This window comes from Psychromarinibacter halotolerans, assembly GCF_029168315.1.
Classification (GTDB): domain Bacteria; phylum Pseudomonadota; class Alphaproteobacteria; order Rhodobacterales; family Rhodobacteraceae; genus Psychromarinibacter; species Psychromarinibacter halotolerans.
On record NZ_JARGYD010000005.1, the window covers coordinates 276,363 to 292,585 of the forward strand.

Sequence of the window (16,223 nt, forward strand, 5' to 3'; positions counted from 1 at the left end):
GGTCATCTCCGCTTGGGGTTGGTGGGCCGCCACGTCTCGGCACGGCGGGCGGCGCCTTCGATTTCGGACAGCAACGCGGCCAGCCGGTCGCCAGAGGCGGCCGGGGCCGGTGAAGGCGCCGCCGGGCGTGGGCCGGACGGTGCGGGTGCCGGAGGTGGCGTTCTGCCATTCGCGCTGTGCTCTCGCCGGCTGGACGAACTGGCCGCGCGCGCCACCAGATCGCCGACATCGGTGCCCAGCAGGTCGCTGGCGCTGGGCGCGGCGGGGCGCGGTGGCCGGGGTTCCGACGGCGGCACCGGCTGTGGCGCGGGGCGCGGTTCGGGTTTCGGCGCCGGCGCGGGCGACGGGCGCGGGGCAGGGGCCGGGCGCGGCGGCTTTTGCCCCACCGTCTTCAGTGCGGCAGCGGCAATCTCGGACGGATCGGCAGACTTGGTACGCATGACTTGGGCCTCCGGCTTGCGTTTCGGGGCGTCGGACGCGGCGGCGCCGCCAAGATAGGCGCGCTGCACGGCGGGATCGTTCAGAAGGGCGTCGGCGCGGTCCTCGTGCACGATCTGCCCGTTCTCCAGCAGATAGCCGCGGTCCGCGATGGCAAGGCTTTGCCGCGCGTTCTGTTCGACCAACAGCATTCCCAGCCCGGCGTCCCGCACCGCGCGCAGGCTTTGGAACAGTTCCTTGCACAGCAGGGGCGACAGGCCCAGCGACGGCTCGTCCAGCGTCAGGATCGACGGGTTCGACATCATCGCGCGGCCGATGGCGACCATCTGCTGTTCGCCCCCCGACATGGTGCGCGCCTGCTGGCGGCGGCGTTCGAGAAGCTTGGGAAACAAGGCGTGCACCCGGTCGAGGCTACCGGCCTCTTCGTCGCGCGCACGCTCGGAATACGCGCCCAGCATCAGGTTCTCGCCCACCGTCATGTCGCCGAAGATCCCGCGTCCCTCGGGGACCAGCGCGATGCCTTCTTCGACCACGCGGTGCGGCGGAAGGCCCGCCAGATCCTGCCCTTCCATCACGATCCGCCCGGACACCCGGCCCTCGCAGACGCCCGAGATGGCCTTCAGCAGCGTGGATTTTCCCGCGCCATTCGCGCCAAGGATCACCACGATCTCACCCCGGTTCACGCGCAGCGATACGTCTTCCAGCGCGCGGTGCTGGCCATAGGCGGCGGATAGGCCGTCGATCTCAAGCATCTTCGGTCCCCAGATAGGCTTCGATCACGTCCGGGTCGGACAGGACGGTCGCGGTATCGCCCTCGGCGATCTTCGCGCCCGAAGACATCACCACGCAGCGGTCGCACAGCGACCGGATCGCATCCATGACATGCTCGACAAGGATGATCGTCCGGCCCTCGTCGCGCAGCGCCCGGATCAGCGCGATGCCCTCTTCCAGCTCGGTCGGGTTCAGCCCGGCCAGCCATTCGTCCAGCAGCAGAACGCGGGGCTCGCCCGCCAGCGTGCGGGCCAGTTCGACGCGCTTGGTGTCGATGTAGGTCAGTTGCCCCACCGGCGCCTGCGCGCGGCGGGAGAGGCCCACCTTTTCCAGCATCCGCATCGCCTGCGCCTCGGCGTCGTGGCCCCAGCGGCGGCGGTGGCCGAACACCGCGCCCGCCATCACGTTTTCCAGCACCGTCATCGAGGGCAGAAGCCGCACCAGCTGGAACGTGCGCGCCACGCCGCGCCGGGCGATGTCCTGCGCTGGCAGGCCCGAGATGGTGCTGCCGCGCAGGGCGATGGTGCCCGAAGTCGGACGCAGCGCGCCCGAGATCAGGTTCAGCGTCGTCGATTTGCCCGATCCGTTGGGACCGATCAGGCCCAGCACCTCGTGTTCGGCCACGTCGAAATCGAGGTCGTTCACTGCGACCAGCCCGCCGAACCGCTTGGTCGCACCGCGTAAGGACAGAACCGCCGTCATGCGAAGCCCTCGCGCCGGTTCACGCGGTTCCGCGCGCTTTGCATCAGGCCGACGAACCCTTTCGGCAGCAGGTAGACGATGACAAGGAACGACAGCCCCAAAAGCAGCGTGGTCTGGTTCGGGAACGTGCCGGCGATTGCCTCCCACAGGAAGGTGAAGGGGATCACGCCGACGATCGGCCCCCATAGCCGCCCGGTGCCGCCGAGCAGCGCCATGATCACCACCTGAAACGAAAGCATCGGCGTGAAGGCGATGGAGGGTTCGATATAGACGTAGCGGGGGGCAAGGATCGCGCCGGTGATCGCGGCGACCGCGCCGGGCACCATGAACAGCAGCACCTTCACGCGGGCGGTGTTGATACCGGCGTGGCGTGCGACCTCTTCGTCGTCGCCAAGGACGCGGACCGCGAAGCCCAGCCGCGACCGCCAGATCGCCCAGCCGGTCAGGAACACCAGCGCGGCTAGGCCGACAAGCTGCCAGTAGATGTGTTCCTCGGTGATCGAGGTCAGCACGTACAGACCCTTCTGGCCCGACACGTTCTGCACCCAAGTGATGATCTGCCGCACCAGCTCGGCCAGCCCCAGCGTGAAGATGACGAAGTAGACGCCGGACAGGCGCAGCGTCGCAATCCCGACCAGCGCCGCCAGCACCGCGCCGATCAGGCCTGCGATGGGCAGCAGCAGCCAATAGGGCAGATGCTCGATCCCCATGCCGGTGGTGTAGGTGCCGATGCCGAAGAAGGCGGCGGTGGCCAGCGAGATGTAATGCGTCGGCCCCGAGAAAAGCGCCCAGCTGGTGGCCAGAACGGTGTACATCGCGATAGTGACGCCAATTGACAGAAGGTAGGCGTCCGACACGAAGGGCAGGCAGGCGGCGACGGCCAAAAGGACGACGGCAAGGCTGACCTGCTGGATCTCGGTCCGGGTCATGAGCGGCTTTTCCCCAACAGGCCCTGCGGCCGCAGCAGCAGGATCAGGACGAACAGAAGATAGGCGGCGGCCAGCGTCAGGCCGGGGTCGATGATGCGGGCGACGAAGGTTTCGAGGACCCCCAGCAGCACCGCCGCGACGATGGTGCCCCGGATGTCTCCGACCCCGCCCATGATGACGATGATCAGCGCCTTGAGGGTGAAGATCACGCCGGTCGAGGCGTCCAGCGTCAGGAACATCGACACCAGCGCGCCGCCCATCGCGGTGACCGCGCCGCCAAGCGCAAAGGCCAGCGCCGACAGGCGCGGCACGTTGATGCCGACCAGCCTTGCGCTGTCGGGCGCAACGGCGATGGCGCGGACCGACATGCCGGCGCGGCTGTTGTACAGCCACAGCCACAGCGCGCCGCAGATCACCACGGCCGACAGGAAGGCGACCACGCGGTTCAGCCCATAGGTGTCGCCGACGAATTGGACCGGGCGGGCAAGGTAGGAATAACTGAAATAGTCGCCGCCGAAGACCGCCAGCATCAGGCCGACCGCCACGAAGGACAGCCCGAAGGTGGTCAGGATCGCGTCGGTTTCCAACTGTCCGCGCGACCGGGCGCGTTTCACCAGCGGGCGCAGGATGATCACGTAGATCAGCCAGTTCAGCGCGAAGGCCAGCGGCGCCACCACGAAGACGGTCAGCAGTGGGCTGACCTGGCTGGTGGTCCAGAACCAGAAGGCGCCAAAGCCGCCGGCGACCAGTACCTCGCCGTTCGCAAGGTTCATGATCCGGGCCATGCCGTATTGCAGGTTCAGCCCCATCGCTATCAGCGCGTAGGTGCCGCCAAGCAGAAGGCCGGTGAAGAGAATGTCCATCAGGGTCTTTCCGGGTCAGTCAGCGTCGCGGGCCCCGATGTCGGGACCCGCGCAAGGGCCGGGATTATTCCCAGCCGTCCTTCACGATGGGATCGACGGCGCCGTCACGCCCGGTCGAGGCAACGCCGGTGTAGACACCGTCCTGCCACTGTCCGACCGTCCAGTAGGCGGCGTTGTTGTTGTTCTCGTCCCACGAGATCGGGCCGATCAGGGTGTCGAAATCGTTGTCCGCGATGAAGGCCGCGACGTCGGCCTTGTCGATGGACCCGGCGCCTTCGATCGCCTGCTCGTAGATCTGGAAGGTCGAGTAGACCATCGCAGAGGCCCAGCTGTCGGGCTTGGAGCCGGTGACTTCCTCGTGCCGGGCCGCGTAGTCTTGGAACGCCGGGTCGAACGCGTTGACGCCGCCGATGCCCATCACGCCGTTCGCCGCCGCGCCGAAGCGGTCGCCATAGGCCGGGAAGGCAGTGGCGACGGCGGTGTAGAACACCTTGACGTTCAGGTCCTCGATGATCGCCTGCTCGGTCAGCGCGAAGGTGTCGGGCGGGTACGAGAAGGCGACGAAGCTGTCCGGCGCCGCCTCTTTCGCGCCGCGCACCACGGGCGAGATGTCCTGCGTGCCCAGCGGATAGCTGCTGTCATAGACGATCTCGAACCCGGCTTCTTCGAAGGCGGGGCGCGCGGCCTCTGCCAGTTCGATGCCGAACGCGTCCGCGACGTTGACCATCGCGACGGTATTGCCGATCTCGCCCGCTTCGCGCATCGCGCTCATGACGTCGACCAGCCCGCCGACCATGCCGTCGGCCGCGCCGAGGGTGATGTAAAGGTTCGGGAACTTGGACGACAGGTCCTCGACGTTGCCGGTATTCGCGGTCGAGGTGACCTGCGGATAGCCGAAGCGGTCATAGATCGGCGCGGCGGCAAGGTTCAGGCCGGTGGAATAGGGCGGCAGGATGAAATCCGCCTCGTCCTGCGTCGCCAGACGCTGCACGGCGGCAATGGTCTGCGCGGGGTTGGTCTGGTCGTCGTACTCGACGATCTCGACCATGTACTTGGTGCCGTCGACGTCCAGCCCGCCGCGCTCGTTGATGTCGTGCGCCCACAGCTGGACGTTGGGCCAGTAGGTCACCGCAGCGCCACCGGCCAGCGGGCCGGTCTTCGGCCCCACGGCGCCGATCGTCAGCGTTTCCTGCGCCGATGCGCCACCGGCGGCGATGGCCAGCACCGTTGCCAGCCCGAGAATGTGCTTCGTCATCTTGGTTCCTCCCTTTGGTCCTATGTTGCGTCCGTGGTCTGCGGGTCCTCCGCCCGCTGGGTGACCACCTGACACTCGGTGAATTCGCGGATCGCCTCGTCGCCGCCGAAGCGGCCGTAGCCCGATGACTTCACCCCGCCGAACGGCATCAGCGGGTCGTCGAATACGGTCGAGCGGTTGATGTGGCCGATGCCGGTCTCGACGGTGCGCAGCAGCGCCTCGGCCTTCGCCGTGTCGCGGCTGAAGACGGACACCACGAGCCCGAACTCGGTATCGTTTGCCAGCGACAGCGCTTCTTCCGCGTCGCCCGCGCGGATCACGCCGACGATGGGGCCGAAGGCTTCCTCGGCGTAGATGCGCATTCCGGGGGTGACGTGATCCAGCACGGTGGGCTGGAACGTCGCGCCAAGGCTGTCGCCCCCGGCGGCAAGGCGCGCGCCGTGGCTTAAGGCGTCATCGACGATCCCGCGCAGGCGCAGCGCCGCGCCGGGACTGATAAGCGACCCAAGCGGCGACGTGCCGGGCGCGGGCGCGCGCAGACTTTCGGCGCGAGCGACAAGGCGTTGGGTGAACGCGTCGGCGACCGAGGCGTCGACCACAATGCGTTCGGTCGACATGCAAATCTGACCTTGGTTGAAGAACGCCCCGTGCGCGGCTTCTTCGGCGGCAAGGTCAAGATCGGCGTCCGCCAGCACGACCATCGTGCCCTTGCCGGACAGTTCCATCAGACAGGGTTTCAGATGCCGCGCGGCGGTGACTGCGATCTCGCGCCCGACACGGGTCGAGCCGGTGAAGTTCACGCGACGCACCGCGGGGTGCGCGATCAGGGCGGCGACGACCTCTTCCGCGTGGTCCGGCGCGTTCGTGACGAAGTTCAGCACGCCCGGCGGCAGGCCCGCGTCGATCAGCACGCGCGCCACCCATTCATGGGTCTTCGGGCACAGTTCAGAGGCCTTCAGAACCACGGTGTTGCCACAGGCCAGCGGAGCGGCGACGGCCCGCGTCGCCAGCGTGACGGACGCGTTCCACGGCGCGATGGCCAGCACCACACCGGCGGGCCGTCTGCGCACCACCAGCCGGGCGCCGGGCAGGGCGCCTTGGGTCACGGTTTCCATCATGTGATCCGGCAACTCGGACGCCTGCCGCAAGATGGCCACCGCGATTTCGACGTTGAACCGTATCCAGTCGGCGGCAGAGCCGACTTCTTTCGCGGCGATTGCCACCGCTTCCTCTTGCCGGTCCAGCATCAGCGTGGCGGCCCGGCGCAGGATCTCGGCACGGTCGCCGGGCGCGGTCGCGGACCAGTGGTGAAAGGCCGCGGCCGCAGCGGTGGCGGCGCGGCGCGCATCCGCCGCGCGCGCCGCGCACGCCTTGGTCACGACGTCATCCGACAATGGGCCACGGCGTTCGAACACCGGTCCCGGAGCCGCGGATTCCGACTCTCCGTTAATGATCAGATGCGACTGAAACAGCGTTCTCCTCCCCAGGAACCGCGGCCAGTCAAGCCGACGTACAGGGAAGAAGGCGCTATGCAGCGGTCATAGTAAATGACAGTCTGTGGGAAACGGTTAGCTATTTGAGGGAGGAGAGCCATGCCGCTTGGCAGGGAACGTGCGTTCCAGACCGAACTGATCCGGGGAAAGGCGTTCTCTGGCGGGCTGTGGCCCGTGGTGCTGGGCCGCGCCGATTCCCTGCCGGTGCGGTCCCGCGCGGCGCTGCTGCTGGAAGAAGGCGCGGCGCGGCTTGAAACGGCGGACGGCGGGCGGGACATCACCGGGCCGGCGCTGGCATGGATCTCGTGGCCCGAAGACGCGCGGATCGTCGTCGCGCCGGGCTCTGTAGGATCGCTGATGGTTGTGGGCGTCACGACCTTGCTAAACGCCATCGGCCATACGCCCGAGGCCGCCGAACTGCGCGGGTTCGCCGAACGGGACATGCTGCTGGCTCTGGCGGACAGACCGCAGCTGCGGCGGCGGTTAGAGGCCGGGATCGGCGCGATCCTCGATGAACGCGCCGGTGCGGCGGCGGCGGCGCGCACCATCATCGAGTCTCATCTGCGCATCATGCTGGTCCGGCTTTGGCGTGCGCAGGACGTGGCGGGCCATGCCGGCAATCCGCGCTCTCCGGCAGAGCAATTGTTCAACCGTTTCAGTGGCCTGCTGGAAGAACATTATCGCGATCACTGGACGGTTCAGGACTATGCCCGCGTGCTGGGCGTGTCGCGCGACCGGCTGGGCGACATCTGCCGGCGCATCGACGGGCGGTCGCCGAAGGACTTGTGCGCCGCACGGCTGGCGATGGAGGCGCGAATGCTGCTGGAACGCTCGACCCATTCCGTCGAGCAGATCGCCGGGCTGCTGGGCTTCGCGACGTCGTCACAGTTTTCGCGCTTCTTCAGCCGCGCGGCGGGGCTGCCGCCGGGTCGGTTCCGCGCTGAACTGCCAAGACGACGGCGCGAGGCGGACGACGCGGGCGCGCTGCACGCATGGCCCTAGATGGGCCACGCGAACGCGAAGCCTTCAGGCGCTGAGTCCTTCCAGCACCAGTTCAAGCAGGCGTTGCGCAATGGGGCTGAGCGGGCGGCTTTTCATCCGGATCAGGTGATACGGGGGCAGGGTGATCGGCTCGTGGCTGAAGAAGGTGGTGACACCGTCGGCGCGCATCGACCGCACAAGGTCCGCCACCTCGCGCGCAGCGGGAGAGATCGCGTCGGATTCCGCGATGAAGGCCAGCACCACCAGCAGCGAGGCCGAATTCACGACGTCCTGCGGCGGTGGCAAACCGGCGGCAAGATGCGCGCGGTCGACGGCCTCGCGGATGGGCATCCCCGGCGCCTGAACGACCCATGTGTAGTCCGACAGCTGTTTCAGCGAGGGGCGCGGCCCGCTGGCCAGCGGATGCCCGGCGCGAACCAGAAATTCCATGTGTTCGGGCCGGCCACGCAACACCTGAAGCTGGGTCGCGTCGATGCCGGGCGTCACGCGGGACAGCACGAAATCGTATTCCCCCTGCATAAGCCCCTGCATCAGGTCGACGCTGGGCGCGACGTCCACGCGCACTTCGGGGTTGCCGGATTCCTGCTTTAGCCGCCGAATGGCGGGCACCACGAAGGCCACCGACGCCCCGGTCACCGCGCCGACCCGCACCACGCCGGTCGCACCGGATCGGAAGGCCTCTAGCTCGTCCGCCGCTTGATCCAGTCCCGACAGCAGCAGCCCGGCATGGCGGACCAGAACCTCGCCGACGGGCGAGGCCGTCATCCCCTTGGGATGGCGCAGGAAAACCGGCGCGCCGACGATGCGCTCTACTTCGGACAGGGCGCGCGAGGCGGCGGGTTGCGTCATCGCCAGACGCTCGGCCGCCAGCGACAGTTGGCCGAGGTCATTGATAGTGCGGATAAGCTGAAAATGCCTGAGTTGCAGGCGAGTGATCGCGGATCTCATGCGCTAACATACCGAGATTGGTATGTGGAATGCTAGAAAAATCAATTGAACGTTATGAAGGAACGCAACATAGATCTGCACGGGGTGCATATCAGCCCTGAAATTTCATCCTGCACTGCAGGGGGCGGCCCAGAGGAAGGGCTGTCCGACACCGGGAGGACATCATGAAAAAACTGACTCTGGGGCTTTCCGCCCTGGCTCTTGGCGCGTCTCTGCTGGCCGCGCCCGCGATTGCCCAGGACAAGGGCCTGATCGGCATCGCGATGCCGACCAAATCCTCGGCCCGCTGGATTTCCGACGGCGAATCGATGGTCGAGCAGTTCGAAGCCGCCGGTTACGAGACCGATCTTCAGTACGCCGAAGACGACATTCCGAACCAGCTGGCCCAGATCGAGAACATGATCACCAAGGGCGTCGACGTCCTGGTCATCGCCGCCATCGACGGCACCACGCTGTCGAACGCGCTGGAGAACGCGCACTTCGCCGACATCCAGACGATCGCCTACGACCGCCTGATCCGTGACAGCGAATACGTCGATTACTATGCCACTTTCGACAACTTCCAGGTTGGCGTGCAGCAGGCGACCTCGCTGGTCGAAGGTCTCGAGGAACGCTTCCCCGATGCGGAAAGCTGGAACGTCGAACTGTTCGGCGGCTCGCCGGACGATAACAACGCCTACTTCTTCTACGACGGCGCCATGTCGGTTCTCGACCCGCTGATCGAAGAGGGCAAGGTGAACGTCGTGTCCGGCCAGATGGGCATGGACACCGTCGGCACCCTGCGTTGGGACGGCGCCGTGGCGCAGGCCCGCATGGATAACCTGCTGTCGGCCCACTACACCGACGCGCAGGTGCATGGCGTGCTGTCGCCCTATGACGGCCTGTCCATCGGCATCCTGTCGTCGCTGAAAGGCGTCGGCTACGGCTCGGGCGACCTGCCGATGCCGATCGTCACCGGGCAAGACGCCGAACTGCAGTCGATCAAGTCGATCATCGCAGGCGAGCAGTACTCGACCATCTTCAAGGACACCCGCGAACTGGCCCGCGTCACCGTGGGTATGGTCGAGGCCCTGCTGGAAGGCGGCGAGCCCGAGATCAACGACACCGAAACCTACGACAACGGTGTGAAGGTCGTGCCCAGCTACCTGCTGAAGCCGGTTCCGGTCGATGCCTCGAATTACGAGGAAATCGTGATCGACTCCGGCTACCACTCGGCCGACGATCTCTGATCGCAACGTAAAGACGCCCCTGCCCGCAACAGGGCGGGGGCCCACGAAAATCCGCAGACATTCTTAGGGGGGGAGCCCGATGGGCACGCTGCTGGAGATGCAAAGCATCACCAAGACCTTTCCCGGCGTGAAGGCGCTGGACGAGGTCAACCTCCGGGTACAGGAGGGCGAGATCCACGCTCTCGTCGGCGAAAACGGCGCCGGCAAATCGACGCTGATGAAGGTTCTGTCCGGCGTCTATCCCCACGGCTCTTACGACGGCGAGATCCTGTACGCGGGCAATCCGGCCCGGTTCGGCGGCATCTCGGACAGCGAGCGCGAAGGGATCATCATCATTCACCAGGAACTGGCGCTGGTGCCGCTTCTGTCGATCGCCGAGAACCTGTTCCTTGGCAACGAGCGCGCCCGTGGCGGCGTGATGAACTGGCAAGAAACCTTCCGCCGGTCCGAGGAGCTGCTGCGCCGCGTGGGGCTGAAAGAAGCGCCCGGCACGATGGTCGACAAGATCGGCGTCGGCAAGCAGCAGCTGGTCGAGATCGCCAAGGCGCTGGCCAAGGACGTGCGGCTGCTGATCCTTGACGAGCCCACCGCCGCGCTGTCGGAATCCGACAGTCAGGCGCTTTTGGACCTGCTGCTGGAACTGAAGGCGCAGGGCGTCACCTCGATCATCATCAGCCACAAGCTGAACGAGGTCCGGCGCGTGGCGGATTCGATCACCGTGATCCGCGACGGGTCCACCGTGTCGACCATCGACGCGAAGACCGAAACCGTGACCGAGGACCGCATCGTGCGCGACATGGTCGGTCGCGACATGTCGCACCGCTATCCCGAGCGCGAGCGCCGGGCGGGCGAGGTGCTGTTCGAGGTGAAGAACTGGAACGTCTTCCACCCCGAGCATTCCGAACGTCAGGTCGTCCACGACGTGAACCTGTCGGTCCGCGCGGGCGAGGTCGTGGGCATCGCCGGCCTGATGGGCGCCGGGCGCACCGAACTTGCGATGAGCATCTTCGGCGGCAGCTATGGCCAGAACATCAGCGGCGAGGTCTTCCTGCACGGGCAGCCGATCAACACGTCGAGCGTCCGCGCCGCCATCGACAGCGGGCTGGCCTATGTGACCGAGGACCGCAAGGAACTTGGCCTGATCTTGGAAGAGACGATCCGCACCAACATCACGCTGGCGAACCTGCCGGGCGTGTCCTCGACCGGCGTGCTGAACGGGGCCGAGGAAACGCAGGTTGCCGAAAAGTACCGCAAGGCGATGAACATCCGCACCCCCAGCGTGGTGCAGAAGGTGATGAACCTTTCGGGCGGCAACCAGCAGAAGGTGGTTCTGTCGAAGTGGCTGTTCGCGGGGCCCGAGGTGCTGATCCTTGACGAACCGACGCGCGGCATCGACGTCGGCGCGAAATACGAAATCTACAACATCATCAACGACCTCTCGCGCGAGGGGAAGGGTGTGCTGATGATCTCGTCCGAGATGCCCGAACTGCTGGGCATGTGCGACCGGATCTACGTCATGAACGAGGGCGAATTCGTCGGCGAACTGACCGCCGCCGAAGCCAGCCAAGAGCGCATCATGTCGCTCATCGTCACCGAATAGGGAGGGGCAGGAATGTCCGACACGGTTTCCCCCACCGAGGGGCAGGCAGAGGCAGGCGGCAAGGGGCTGTCCGGCTATCTTATCGGCCACATGCGCGAATTCGGGCTGCTGTTCGCCCTGATCGCGATCATGGTCTTCTTTGAGATCGTGACCGGCGGCACCCTGATGCGGCCGATCAACATCACCAACCTGTTCCTGCAGAACAGCTATATCATCATCATGGCGCTGGGGATGCTGATCGTCATCGTCGGCGGCAACATCGACCTCAGCGTGGGGTCCGTGATGGGCTTCATCGGGGCGCTGGCGGCGGTGATGATCGTCAACTGGGACTGGTCCGTCTACATGGCCATCCCCGCCTGTCTGCTGGTCGGCATCCTGATCGGGGCGGCGCAGGGCTATTGGGTCGCGTACTGGAACATCCCGTCGTTCATCGTGACGCTTGCCGGGATGCTGGTGTTCCGCGGCCTGTCGCTGTGGCTGCTGCAGGGCCAGTCCATCGGTCCGTTCCCGCGCGAATTCCAGGCGCTGTCGACGGGCTTCATCCCTGACCTGTTCGGGGTGGACCGGCCGAACGTGACCGCGCTGGTGGTCGGCGCGGTGGTGGTGGCCATCATCGTCTGGACCGGGATGCGCAAGCGCAGCCGCAACGTGGCCTACGGGATCGAAGCGGAACCGATGCCCTTCTTCGTGATCCGCAACGCCATCGTTGCCGGGGCGTTCATGTTCCTCGTCTACAAGCTGTCCACCTTCCGTGGCCTGCCGAACGTGCTGATCACGATGGGCGTGTTGTTCATCATCTACGCCTTCATCACCGAGCAGACGACGCTGGGCCGGCGGATCTATGCGCTGGGCGGCAACAAGAAGGCGGCGAAGCTGTCGGGCATCGCGACCGAGCGGCTGACCTTCCTGACCTTCGTCAACATGGGTTTCCTTGCTGCGCTGGCCGGTCTGATCTTCGCGGCGCGTCTGAACACGGCGACACCCAAGGCGGGCTTTGCGCTGGAACTGGACGTGATCGCGGCGGTGTTCATCGGCGGCGCGTCGATGTCCGGCGGCGTGGGCAAGATCGTGGGCGCGGTGGTCGGTGCGTTCATCATGGGCGTGATGAACAACGGCATGTCGATCATGGGGATCGGCATTGATTACCAGCAGGTGATCAAGGGGCTGGTGCTTTTGGCCGCCGTGATCTTCGACGTCTACAACAAACAGAAGCAGGGGTAGGGCGGGGTACCCCCTCCCCGACCCTCCCCCTGTCAGGGGGAGGGAGCCGCGGGGCGGTGGGTGTTTCACCCCCTCCCCAACCCTCCCCCTGAAGGGGGAGGGAGACCGGGCGCCGCTGCTTGGCCCCCTTAAGTCAGGTCCCATCGGGACAGGAGCTGAAAACATGACCTTCAAGCCTGCCGAATGGCCCCGCAAGCTGCGCTCGCAGGAGTGGTACGGCGGCACGTCGCGGGACAACATCTATCACCGCGGCTGGCTTAAGAACCAAGGCTACCCGCACGACCTGTTCGACGGGCGCCCGGTGATCGGCATCCTGAATACGTGGTCCGAGCTGACGCCCTGCAACGGCCACCTGCGCGAGCTGGCCGAGAAGGTGAAGGCCGGCGTATGGGAGGCTGGCGGCTTCCCGGTCGAGGTCCCCGTGTTCTCGGCGTCCGAGAATACCTATCGCCCCACGGCGATGATGTATCGCAACCTTGCCGCGCTGGCGGTCGAAGAGACGATGCGCGCCCAGCCCATCGACGGTGCGGTGCTGCTGGTCGGCTGCGACAAGACCACGCCCTCGCTGATCATGGGTGCGGCGTCCACGGACCTGCCGTCGATCGTGGTGACCGGCGGGCCGATGCTGAACGGCTGGTTCCGGGGCGAACGGGTCGGGTCCGGCACGGCGCTGTGGCAGATGTCCGAGGACATCAAGGCCGGCAAGATGACGACCGAGGATTTCCTAGAAGCCGAGCAGGCGATGAGCCGGTCGTCCGGCACCTGTAACACGATGGGCACCGCGTCGACGATGGCCAGCATGGCAGAGGCGCTGGGCATGGCGCTGTCGGGCAACGCCGCCATTCCGGGCGTCGACGCGCGGCGCCGCGTGATGGCGCAGATCTCTGGGCGGCGCATCGTGCAAATGGTCAAGGACGACCTGAAGCCGTCCGACATCATGACCAAGCAAGCGTTCGAGAACGCGATCCGCACCAACGGCGCCATCGGCGGGTCCACCAACGCGGTGATCCACCTGATGGCGATGGCGGGCCGCGTGGGCATCGACCTGACGCTGGACGACTGGGACCGGCTGGGCCGCGACGTGCCGACCATCGTGAACCTCATGCCATCCGGAAAGTACCTGATGGAAGAGTTCTTCTATGCCGGCGGTCTGCCCGTCGTGCTGAAGCGGTTGGGCGAAGCGGGGCAGTTGCACAAGGATGCGCTGACAGTCTCGGGCGAGACGGTCTGGGACGAGGTGAAGGACGTACGCAACTGGAACGAGGACGTCATCCTGCCGGTGGACAAGGCGCTGACGCAGCAGGGCGGCATTGCGGTGCTGCGTGGCAACCTTGCGCCCTCGGGCGCGGTTCTGAAGCCGTCGGCCGCCAGCCCTGCGCTGATGAAGCACCGGGGCCGGGCGGTCGTGTTCGAGGACATCGACGACTACAAGGCCAAGATCAACGACGAGGTGCTGGACATCGACGAGACCTGCGTGATGGTCCTGAAGAACTGCGGCCCCAAGGGCTATCCCGGCATGGCCGAGGTCGGGAACATGGGCCTGCCGCCCAAGGTGCTGAGGAAAGGGATCACCGACATGGTCCGCATCAGCGACGCGCGGATGTCGGGCACCGCTTACGGCACCGTCGTGCTGCACACCTCGCCCGAGGCGGCGCGGGGCGGGCCGCTGGCGATCGTGCGCGACGGCGACATGATCGAACTGGACGTGGCGGCGCGGCGCCTGCATCTGGACCTGACGGACGAAGAGATCGCCGCGCGGCTGGCCGAGTGGCAGGGCCCGCCCGAGGTTCCGGTGGACGGCTACGCCCGGATGTTCCATGACCACGTCGAAGGCGCCGACAGCGGTGCTGACTTCGACTTTCTCAAGGGCTGCCGGGGGGCGGCCGTACCTAAGGACTCGCACTGATGGCGCATAAGATCGCGATCGTCGGCGTGGGCAAGATTGCCCGCGACCAGCATATTCCAACCCTCGCCGCCAACGACGACTTCGAACTGGTGGCGACGGCCAGCCGCAATGCGGGCGTCGACGGGGTGGACCGCTTCGAGGATCTCGGCGCGCTGCTGAAGGCGCGGCCCGACGTCACCTGTGTATCGTTGTGCACGCCGCCGCACGCTCGCTACGACGACGCCCGCCTTGCGCTGGAGTCGGGCAAGCACCTGATGATCGAGAAACCGCCGGGCGCGACGCTGAGCGAGGTCCACGACCTCGAGGCGCTGGCCATCGACCGGGGGCTGGTGTTCTACTCCACATGGCATTCGCGGCACGCGGCCTCGGTCTCGGCGGCGAAGGCGTGGCTGGCCGAGCGGACGATCCGCAGTCTGGAAGTGCGTTGGAAGGAAGACGTGCGGTTCTGGCACCCCGGGCAGGAATGGATCTGGGAGGCCGGTGGCCTTGGCGTGTTCGACCCCGGCATCAACGCGCTGTCGGTTCTGACCGAGATCTATCCGCGCGGCCTGTTCCTGCGCCAAGCCGAGCTGCAGTTCCCCGAGAACCGCGACACTCCGATCGCCGCTGACCTGACGTTCCGCGATCCGGGCGGCGCGCAGGTGTCGGCGCAGTTCGACTGGTTGAAGGACGGCCCGCCCGAGTGGGACATGCACATCGAGACCGATGGCGGCTATGCCCTGCTTAGCGAGGGCGGCGCACGGCTCACCATCGACGGCGTCGAGGTCGATGCACGGCGCGGGCCGGAACTGCAGGGTGAATACCCGGCGCTGTACGCCCGTTTTGCCGAACTTCTGGCCCGCGGCGAACGCGAGGTCGACCTGTCCCCCATGCGTCACGTCGCGGACGCCTTCACGCTCGGCCGCCGCAAGGTCGTCGCCCCGTTCCACTGGTAGAAAGGACTTTGCCATGACCAAGCCGCTGACCGGGATTCTGCCCGTCGCCCCGACGCCCTTTCACGCCGATGGACGTGTCGACGAAGAAGGCATGCGCCGCGTGCTCGACTGCCTGATCGATCAGGGCGTCGACGCCATCTGCATCCTTGCCAACTATTCCGAACAGTTCGTGCTGTCGGATGCCGAGCGTGAAACGCTGATGCGCATCAGCCTTGAACACGTCGCGGGCCGTGTGCCGGTGATCGTCACGATCAGCCATTTCTACACCGGCATCGTCGTGGAACGCGCCCGCGCCGCGAAAGAGATGGGCGCGGCGATGGTGATGATGATGCCGCCCTATCACGGCGCGGCGCTGAAGGGCGACGATGCGGGGATCTTCGAACAGTTCGCCGCGGTAAACGAGGTCGGCATCGACGTCATGGTGCAGGACGCACCGCTGTCGGGCGTGACCCTGCCGGTGCCGCTGCTGGCGAAGATGGCGAAAGAGCTGGAATACGTCAGCTACTTCAAGATCGAATGCCCCTTCGCCGCCGACAAGCTGGCCGCGCTGATCGAGGCGGGCGGCGACAGCATCCTTGGCCCGTGGGACGGCGAAGAGGCGGTGACGCTTCTGGCCGACCTCGACGCGGGCGCGACGGCGACGATGACCTCGGGCCTGCAGTGCGAGCACATCCGCCCGATCGTCACCGACTATCTTGCGGGCGACAAGGACGCGGCGCTGAAACAGTGGGGCAAGTGCCTGCCGCTGATCAACCACGAGAACCGGCAATGCGGCCTGCGCGCCACCAAGACGGTTTACATGGAAGGCGGCGTGATCGGGTCCGACTATGTTCGCCACCCGCTGAAGCCGATGTCGCAGCGCACCAAGGACCGGTTGCTGTCGCTGTCGCGCGAACTGGACCTGATCGCGCTGAAGTGGGGCAAGTGACCC

At 66.4% G+C, this 16,223-nt stretch carries 14 protein-coding genes; 7 read left to right on the top strand and 7 right to left on the bottom strand.

What is annotated here, in order from left to right; genetic code table 11:
• Positions 1 to 2: 2 nt before the first annotated feature.
• The 6 genes from P1K30_RS15025 to P1K30_RS15050 form a co-directional block, all read right to left on the bottom strand.
• Entirely contained in the window at positions 3 to 1,190 is a 1,188-nt protein-coding gene (locus P1K30_RS15025) for an ABC transporter ATP-binding protein (RefSeq protein WP_275633570.1), read from the bottom strand.
• Positions 1,183 to 1,911: an ABC transporter ATP-binding protein gene (locus tag P1K30_RS15030; protein WP_275633571.1), complete on the bottom strand. Its 729-nt coding sequence runs from the start codon at positions 1,909 to 1,911 to the stop codon at positions 1,183 to 1,185. Before P1K30_RS15030 ends, P1K30_RS15025 begins: the two co-directional genes overlap by 8 nt.
• The gene (locus tag P1K30_RS15035) at positions 1,908 to 2,840 is read right to left on the bottom strand and encodes a branched-chain amino acid ABC transporter permease (RefSeq protein WP_275633572.1); all 933 of its coding nucleotides are present in this window, start codon (positions 2,838 to 2,840) and stop codon (positions 1,908 to 1,910) included. The genes P1K30_RS15030 and P1K30_RS15035 overlap by 4 nt, the downstream gene beginning before the upstream one ends.
• Positions 2,837 to 3,703, bottom strand: coding sequence for a branched-chain amino acid ABC transporter permease (locus P1K30_RS15040; protein ID WP_275633573.1), 867 nt, complete (start codon positions 3,701 to 3,703; stop codon positions 2,837 to 2,839). The genes P1K30_RS15035 and P1K30_RS15040 overlap by 4 nt, the downstream gene beginning before the upstream one ends.
• A 64-nt stretch (positions 3,704 to 3,767) precedes the next feature.
• The gene (locus P1K30_RS15045) at positions 3,768 to 4,958 is read right to left on the bottom strand and encodes an amino acid ABC transporter substrate-binding protein (protein WP_275633574.1); all 1,191 of its coding nucleotides are present in this window, start codon (positions 4,956 to 4,958) and stop codon (positions 3,768 to 3,770) included.
• A gap of 20 nt (positions 4,959 to 4,978) precedes the next feature.
• A complete protein-coding gene (locus tag P1K30_RS15050; protein ID WP_338052372.1) occupies positions 4,979 to 6,373 on the bottom strand; it encodes an aldehyde dehydrogenase family protein in 1,395 nt (464 codons plus the stop codon).
• Between the two features lie 177 nt (positions 6,374 to 6,550).
• On the opposite strand from P1K30_RS15050, the gene P1K30_RS15055 reads away from it, so the two are divergent.
• Positions 6,551 to 7,453 carry a helix-turn-helix domain-containing protein gene (locus tag P1K30_RS15055; protein ID WP_275633575.1) on the top strand — a complete coding sequence of 301 codons (903 nt, stop codon included), beginning with the start codon at positions 6,551 to 6,553 and terminating at the stop codon, positions 7,451 to 7,453.
• Between the two features lie 24 nt (positions 7,454 to 7,477).
• Here the strand turns inward: P1K30_RS15055 and P1K30_RS15060 are convergent, their stop codons facing one another.
• Complete coding sequence (locus P1K30_RS15060) at positions 7,478 to 8,401, bottom strand: LysR family transcriptional regulator (protein ID WP_275633576.1); 924 nt, start codon at positions 8,399 to 8,401, stop codon at positions 7,478 to 7,480.
• Positions 8,402 to 8,565: 164 nt separating this feature from the next.
• Between P1K30_RS15060 and chvE the strand changes: the two genes are divergently transcribed.
• From chvE to P1K30_RS15090, 6 genes are all read left to right on the top strand, one after another.
• On the top strand, positions 8,566 to 9,630 hold the full coding sequence (gene chvE / locus P1K30_RS15065) for a multiple monosaccharide ABC transporter substrate-binding protein (RefSeq protein WP_275633577.1): 1,065 nt from the start codon (positions 8,566 to 8,568) through the stop codon (positions 9,628 to 9,630).
• Positions 9,631 to 9,709: 79 nt separating this feature from the next.
• On the top strand, positions 9,710 to 11,230 hold the full coding sequence (gene mmsA / locus P1K30_RS15070; RefSeq protein WP_275633578.1) for a multiple monosaccharide ABC transporter ATP-binding protein: 1,521 nt from the start codon (positions 9,710 to 9,712) through the stop codon (positions 11,228 to 11,230).
• A gap of 12 nt (positions 11,231 to 11,242) precedes the next feature.
• The gene (gene mmsB, locus P1K30_RS15075) at positions 11,243 to 12,451 is read left to right on the top strand and encodes a multiple monosaccharide ABC transporter permease (protein WP_379560540.1); all 1,209 of its coding nucleotides are present in this window, start codon (positions 11,243 to 11,245) and stop codon (positions 12,449 to 12,451) included.
• A 163-nt stretch (positions 12,452 to 12,614) separates the two neighbouring features.
• On the top strand, positions 12,615 to 14,357 hold the full coding sequence (araD, locus tag P1K30_RS15080) for an L-arabinonate dehydratase (RefSeq protein ID WP_275633579.1): 1,743 nt from the start codon (positions 12,615 to 12,617) through the stop codon (positions 14,355 to 14,357).
• A complete protein-coding gene (locus tag P1K30_RS15085) occupies positions 14,357 to 15,292 on the top strand; it encodes a Gfo/Idh/MocA family protein (RefSeq protein ID WP_275633580.1) in 936 nt (311 codons plus the stop codon). Before araD ends, P1K30_RS15085 begins: the two co-directional genes overlap by 1 nt.
• A 13-nt stretch (positions 15,293 to 15,305) precedes the next feature.
• Positions 15,306 to 16,220 carry a dihydrodipicolinate synthase family protein gene (locus P1K30_RS15090; protein ID WP_275633581.1) on the top strand — a complete coding sequence of 305 codons (915 nt, stop codon included), beginning with the start codon at positions 15,306 to 15,308 and terminating at the stop codon, positions 16,218 to 16,220.
• Positions 16,221 to 16,223 lie beyond the last annotated feature (3 nt).

What these genes read in the sequence shown, in the direction of transcription:
- P1K30_RS15025 (WP_275633570.1), bottom strand. Translation starts at nt 1,190, where the DNA reads ATGCTTGAGATCGACGGCCTATCCGCCGCCTATGGCCAGCACCGCGCG.
- P1K30_RS15030 (WP_275633571.1), bottom strand. Translation starts at nt 1,911, where the DNA reads ATGACGGCGGTTCTGTCCTTACGCGGTGCGACCAAGCGGTTCGGCGGG.
- P1K30_RS15035 (WP_275633572.1), bottom strand. Translation starts at nt 2,840, where the DNA reads ATGACCCGGACCGAGATCCAGCAGGTCAGCCTTGCCGTCGTCCTTTTG.
- P1K30_RS15040 (WP_275633573.1), bottom strand. Translation starts at nt 3,703, where the DNA reads ATGGACATTCTCTTCACCGGCCTTCTGCTTGGCGGCACCTACGCGCTG.
- P1K30_RS15045 (WP_275633574.1), bottom strand. Translation starts at nt 4,958, where the DNA reads ATGACGAAGCACATTCTCGGGCTGGCAACGGTGCTGGCCATCGCCGCC.
- P1K30_RS15055 (WP_275633575.1), top strand. Translation starts at nt 6,551, where the DNA reads ATGCCGCTTGGCAGGGAACGTGCGTTCCAGACCGAACTGATCCGGGGA.
- P1K30_RS15060 (WP_275633576.1), bottom strand. Translation starts at nt 8,401, where the DNA reads ATGAGATCCGCGATCACTCGCCTGCAACTCAGGCATTTTCAGCTTATC.
- chvE (WP_275633577.1), top strand. Translation starts at nt 8,566, where the DNA reads ATGAAAAAACTGACTCTGGGGCTTTCCGCCCTGGCTCTTGGCGCGTCT.
- mmsA (WP_275633578.1), top strand. Translation starts at nt 9,710, where the DNA reads ATGGGCACGCTGCTGGAGATGCAAAGCATCACCAAGACCTTTCCCGGC.
- mmsB (WP_379560540.1), top strand. Translation starts at nt 11,243, where the DNA reads ATGTCCGACACGGTTTCCCCCACCGAGGGGCAGGCAGAGGCAGGCGGC.
- araD (WP_275633579.1), top strand. Translation starts at nt 12,615, where the DNA reads ATGACCTTCAAGCCTGCCGAATGGCCCCGCAAGCTGCGCTCGCAGGAG.
- P1K30_RS15085 (WP_275633580.1), top strand. Translation starts at nt 14,357, where the DNA reads ATGGCGCATAAGATCGCGATCGTCGGCGTGGGCAAGATTGCCCGCGAC.
- P1K30_RS15090 (WP_275633581.1), top strand. Translation starts at nt 15,306, where the DNA reads ATGACCAAGCCGCTGACCGGGATTCTGCCCGTCGCCCCGACGCCCTTT.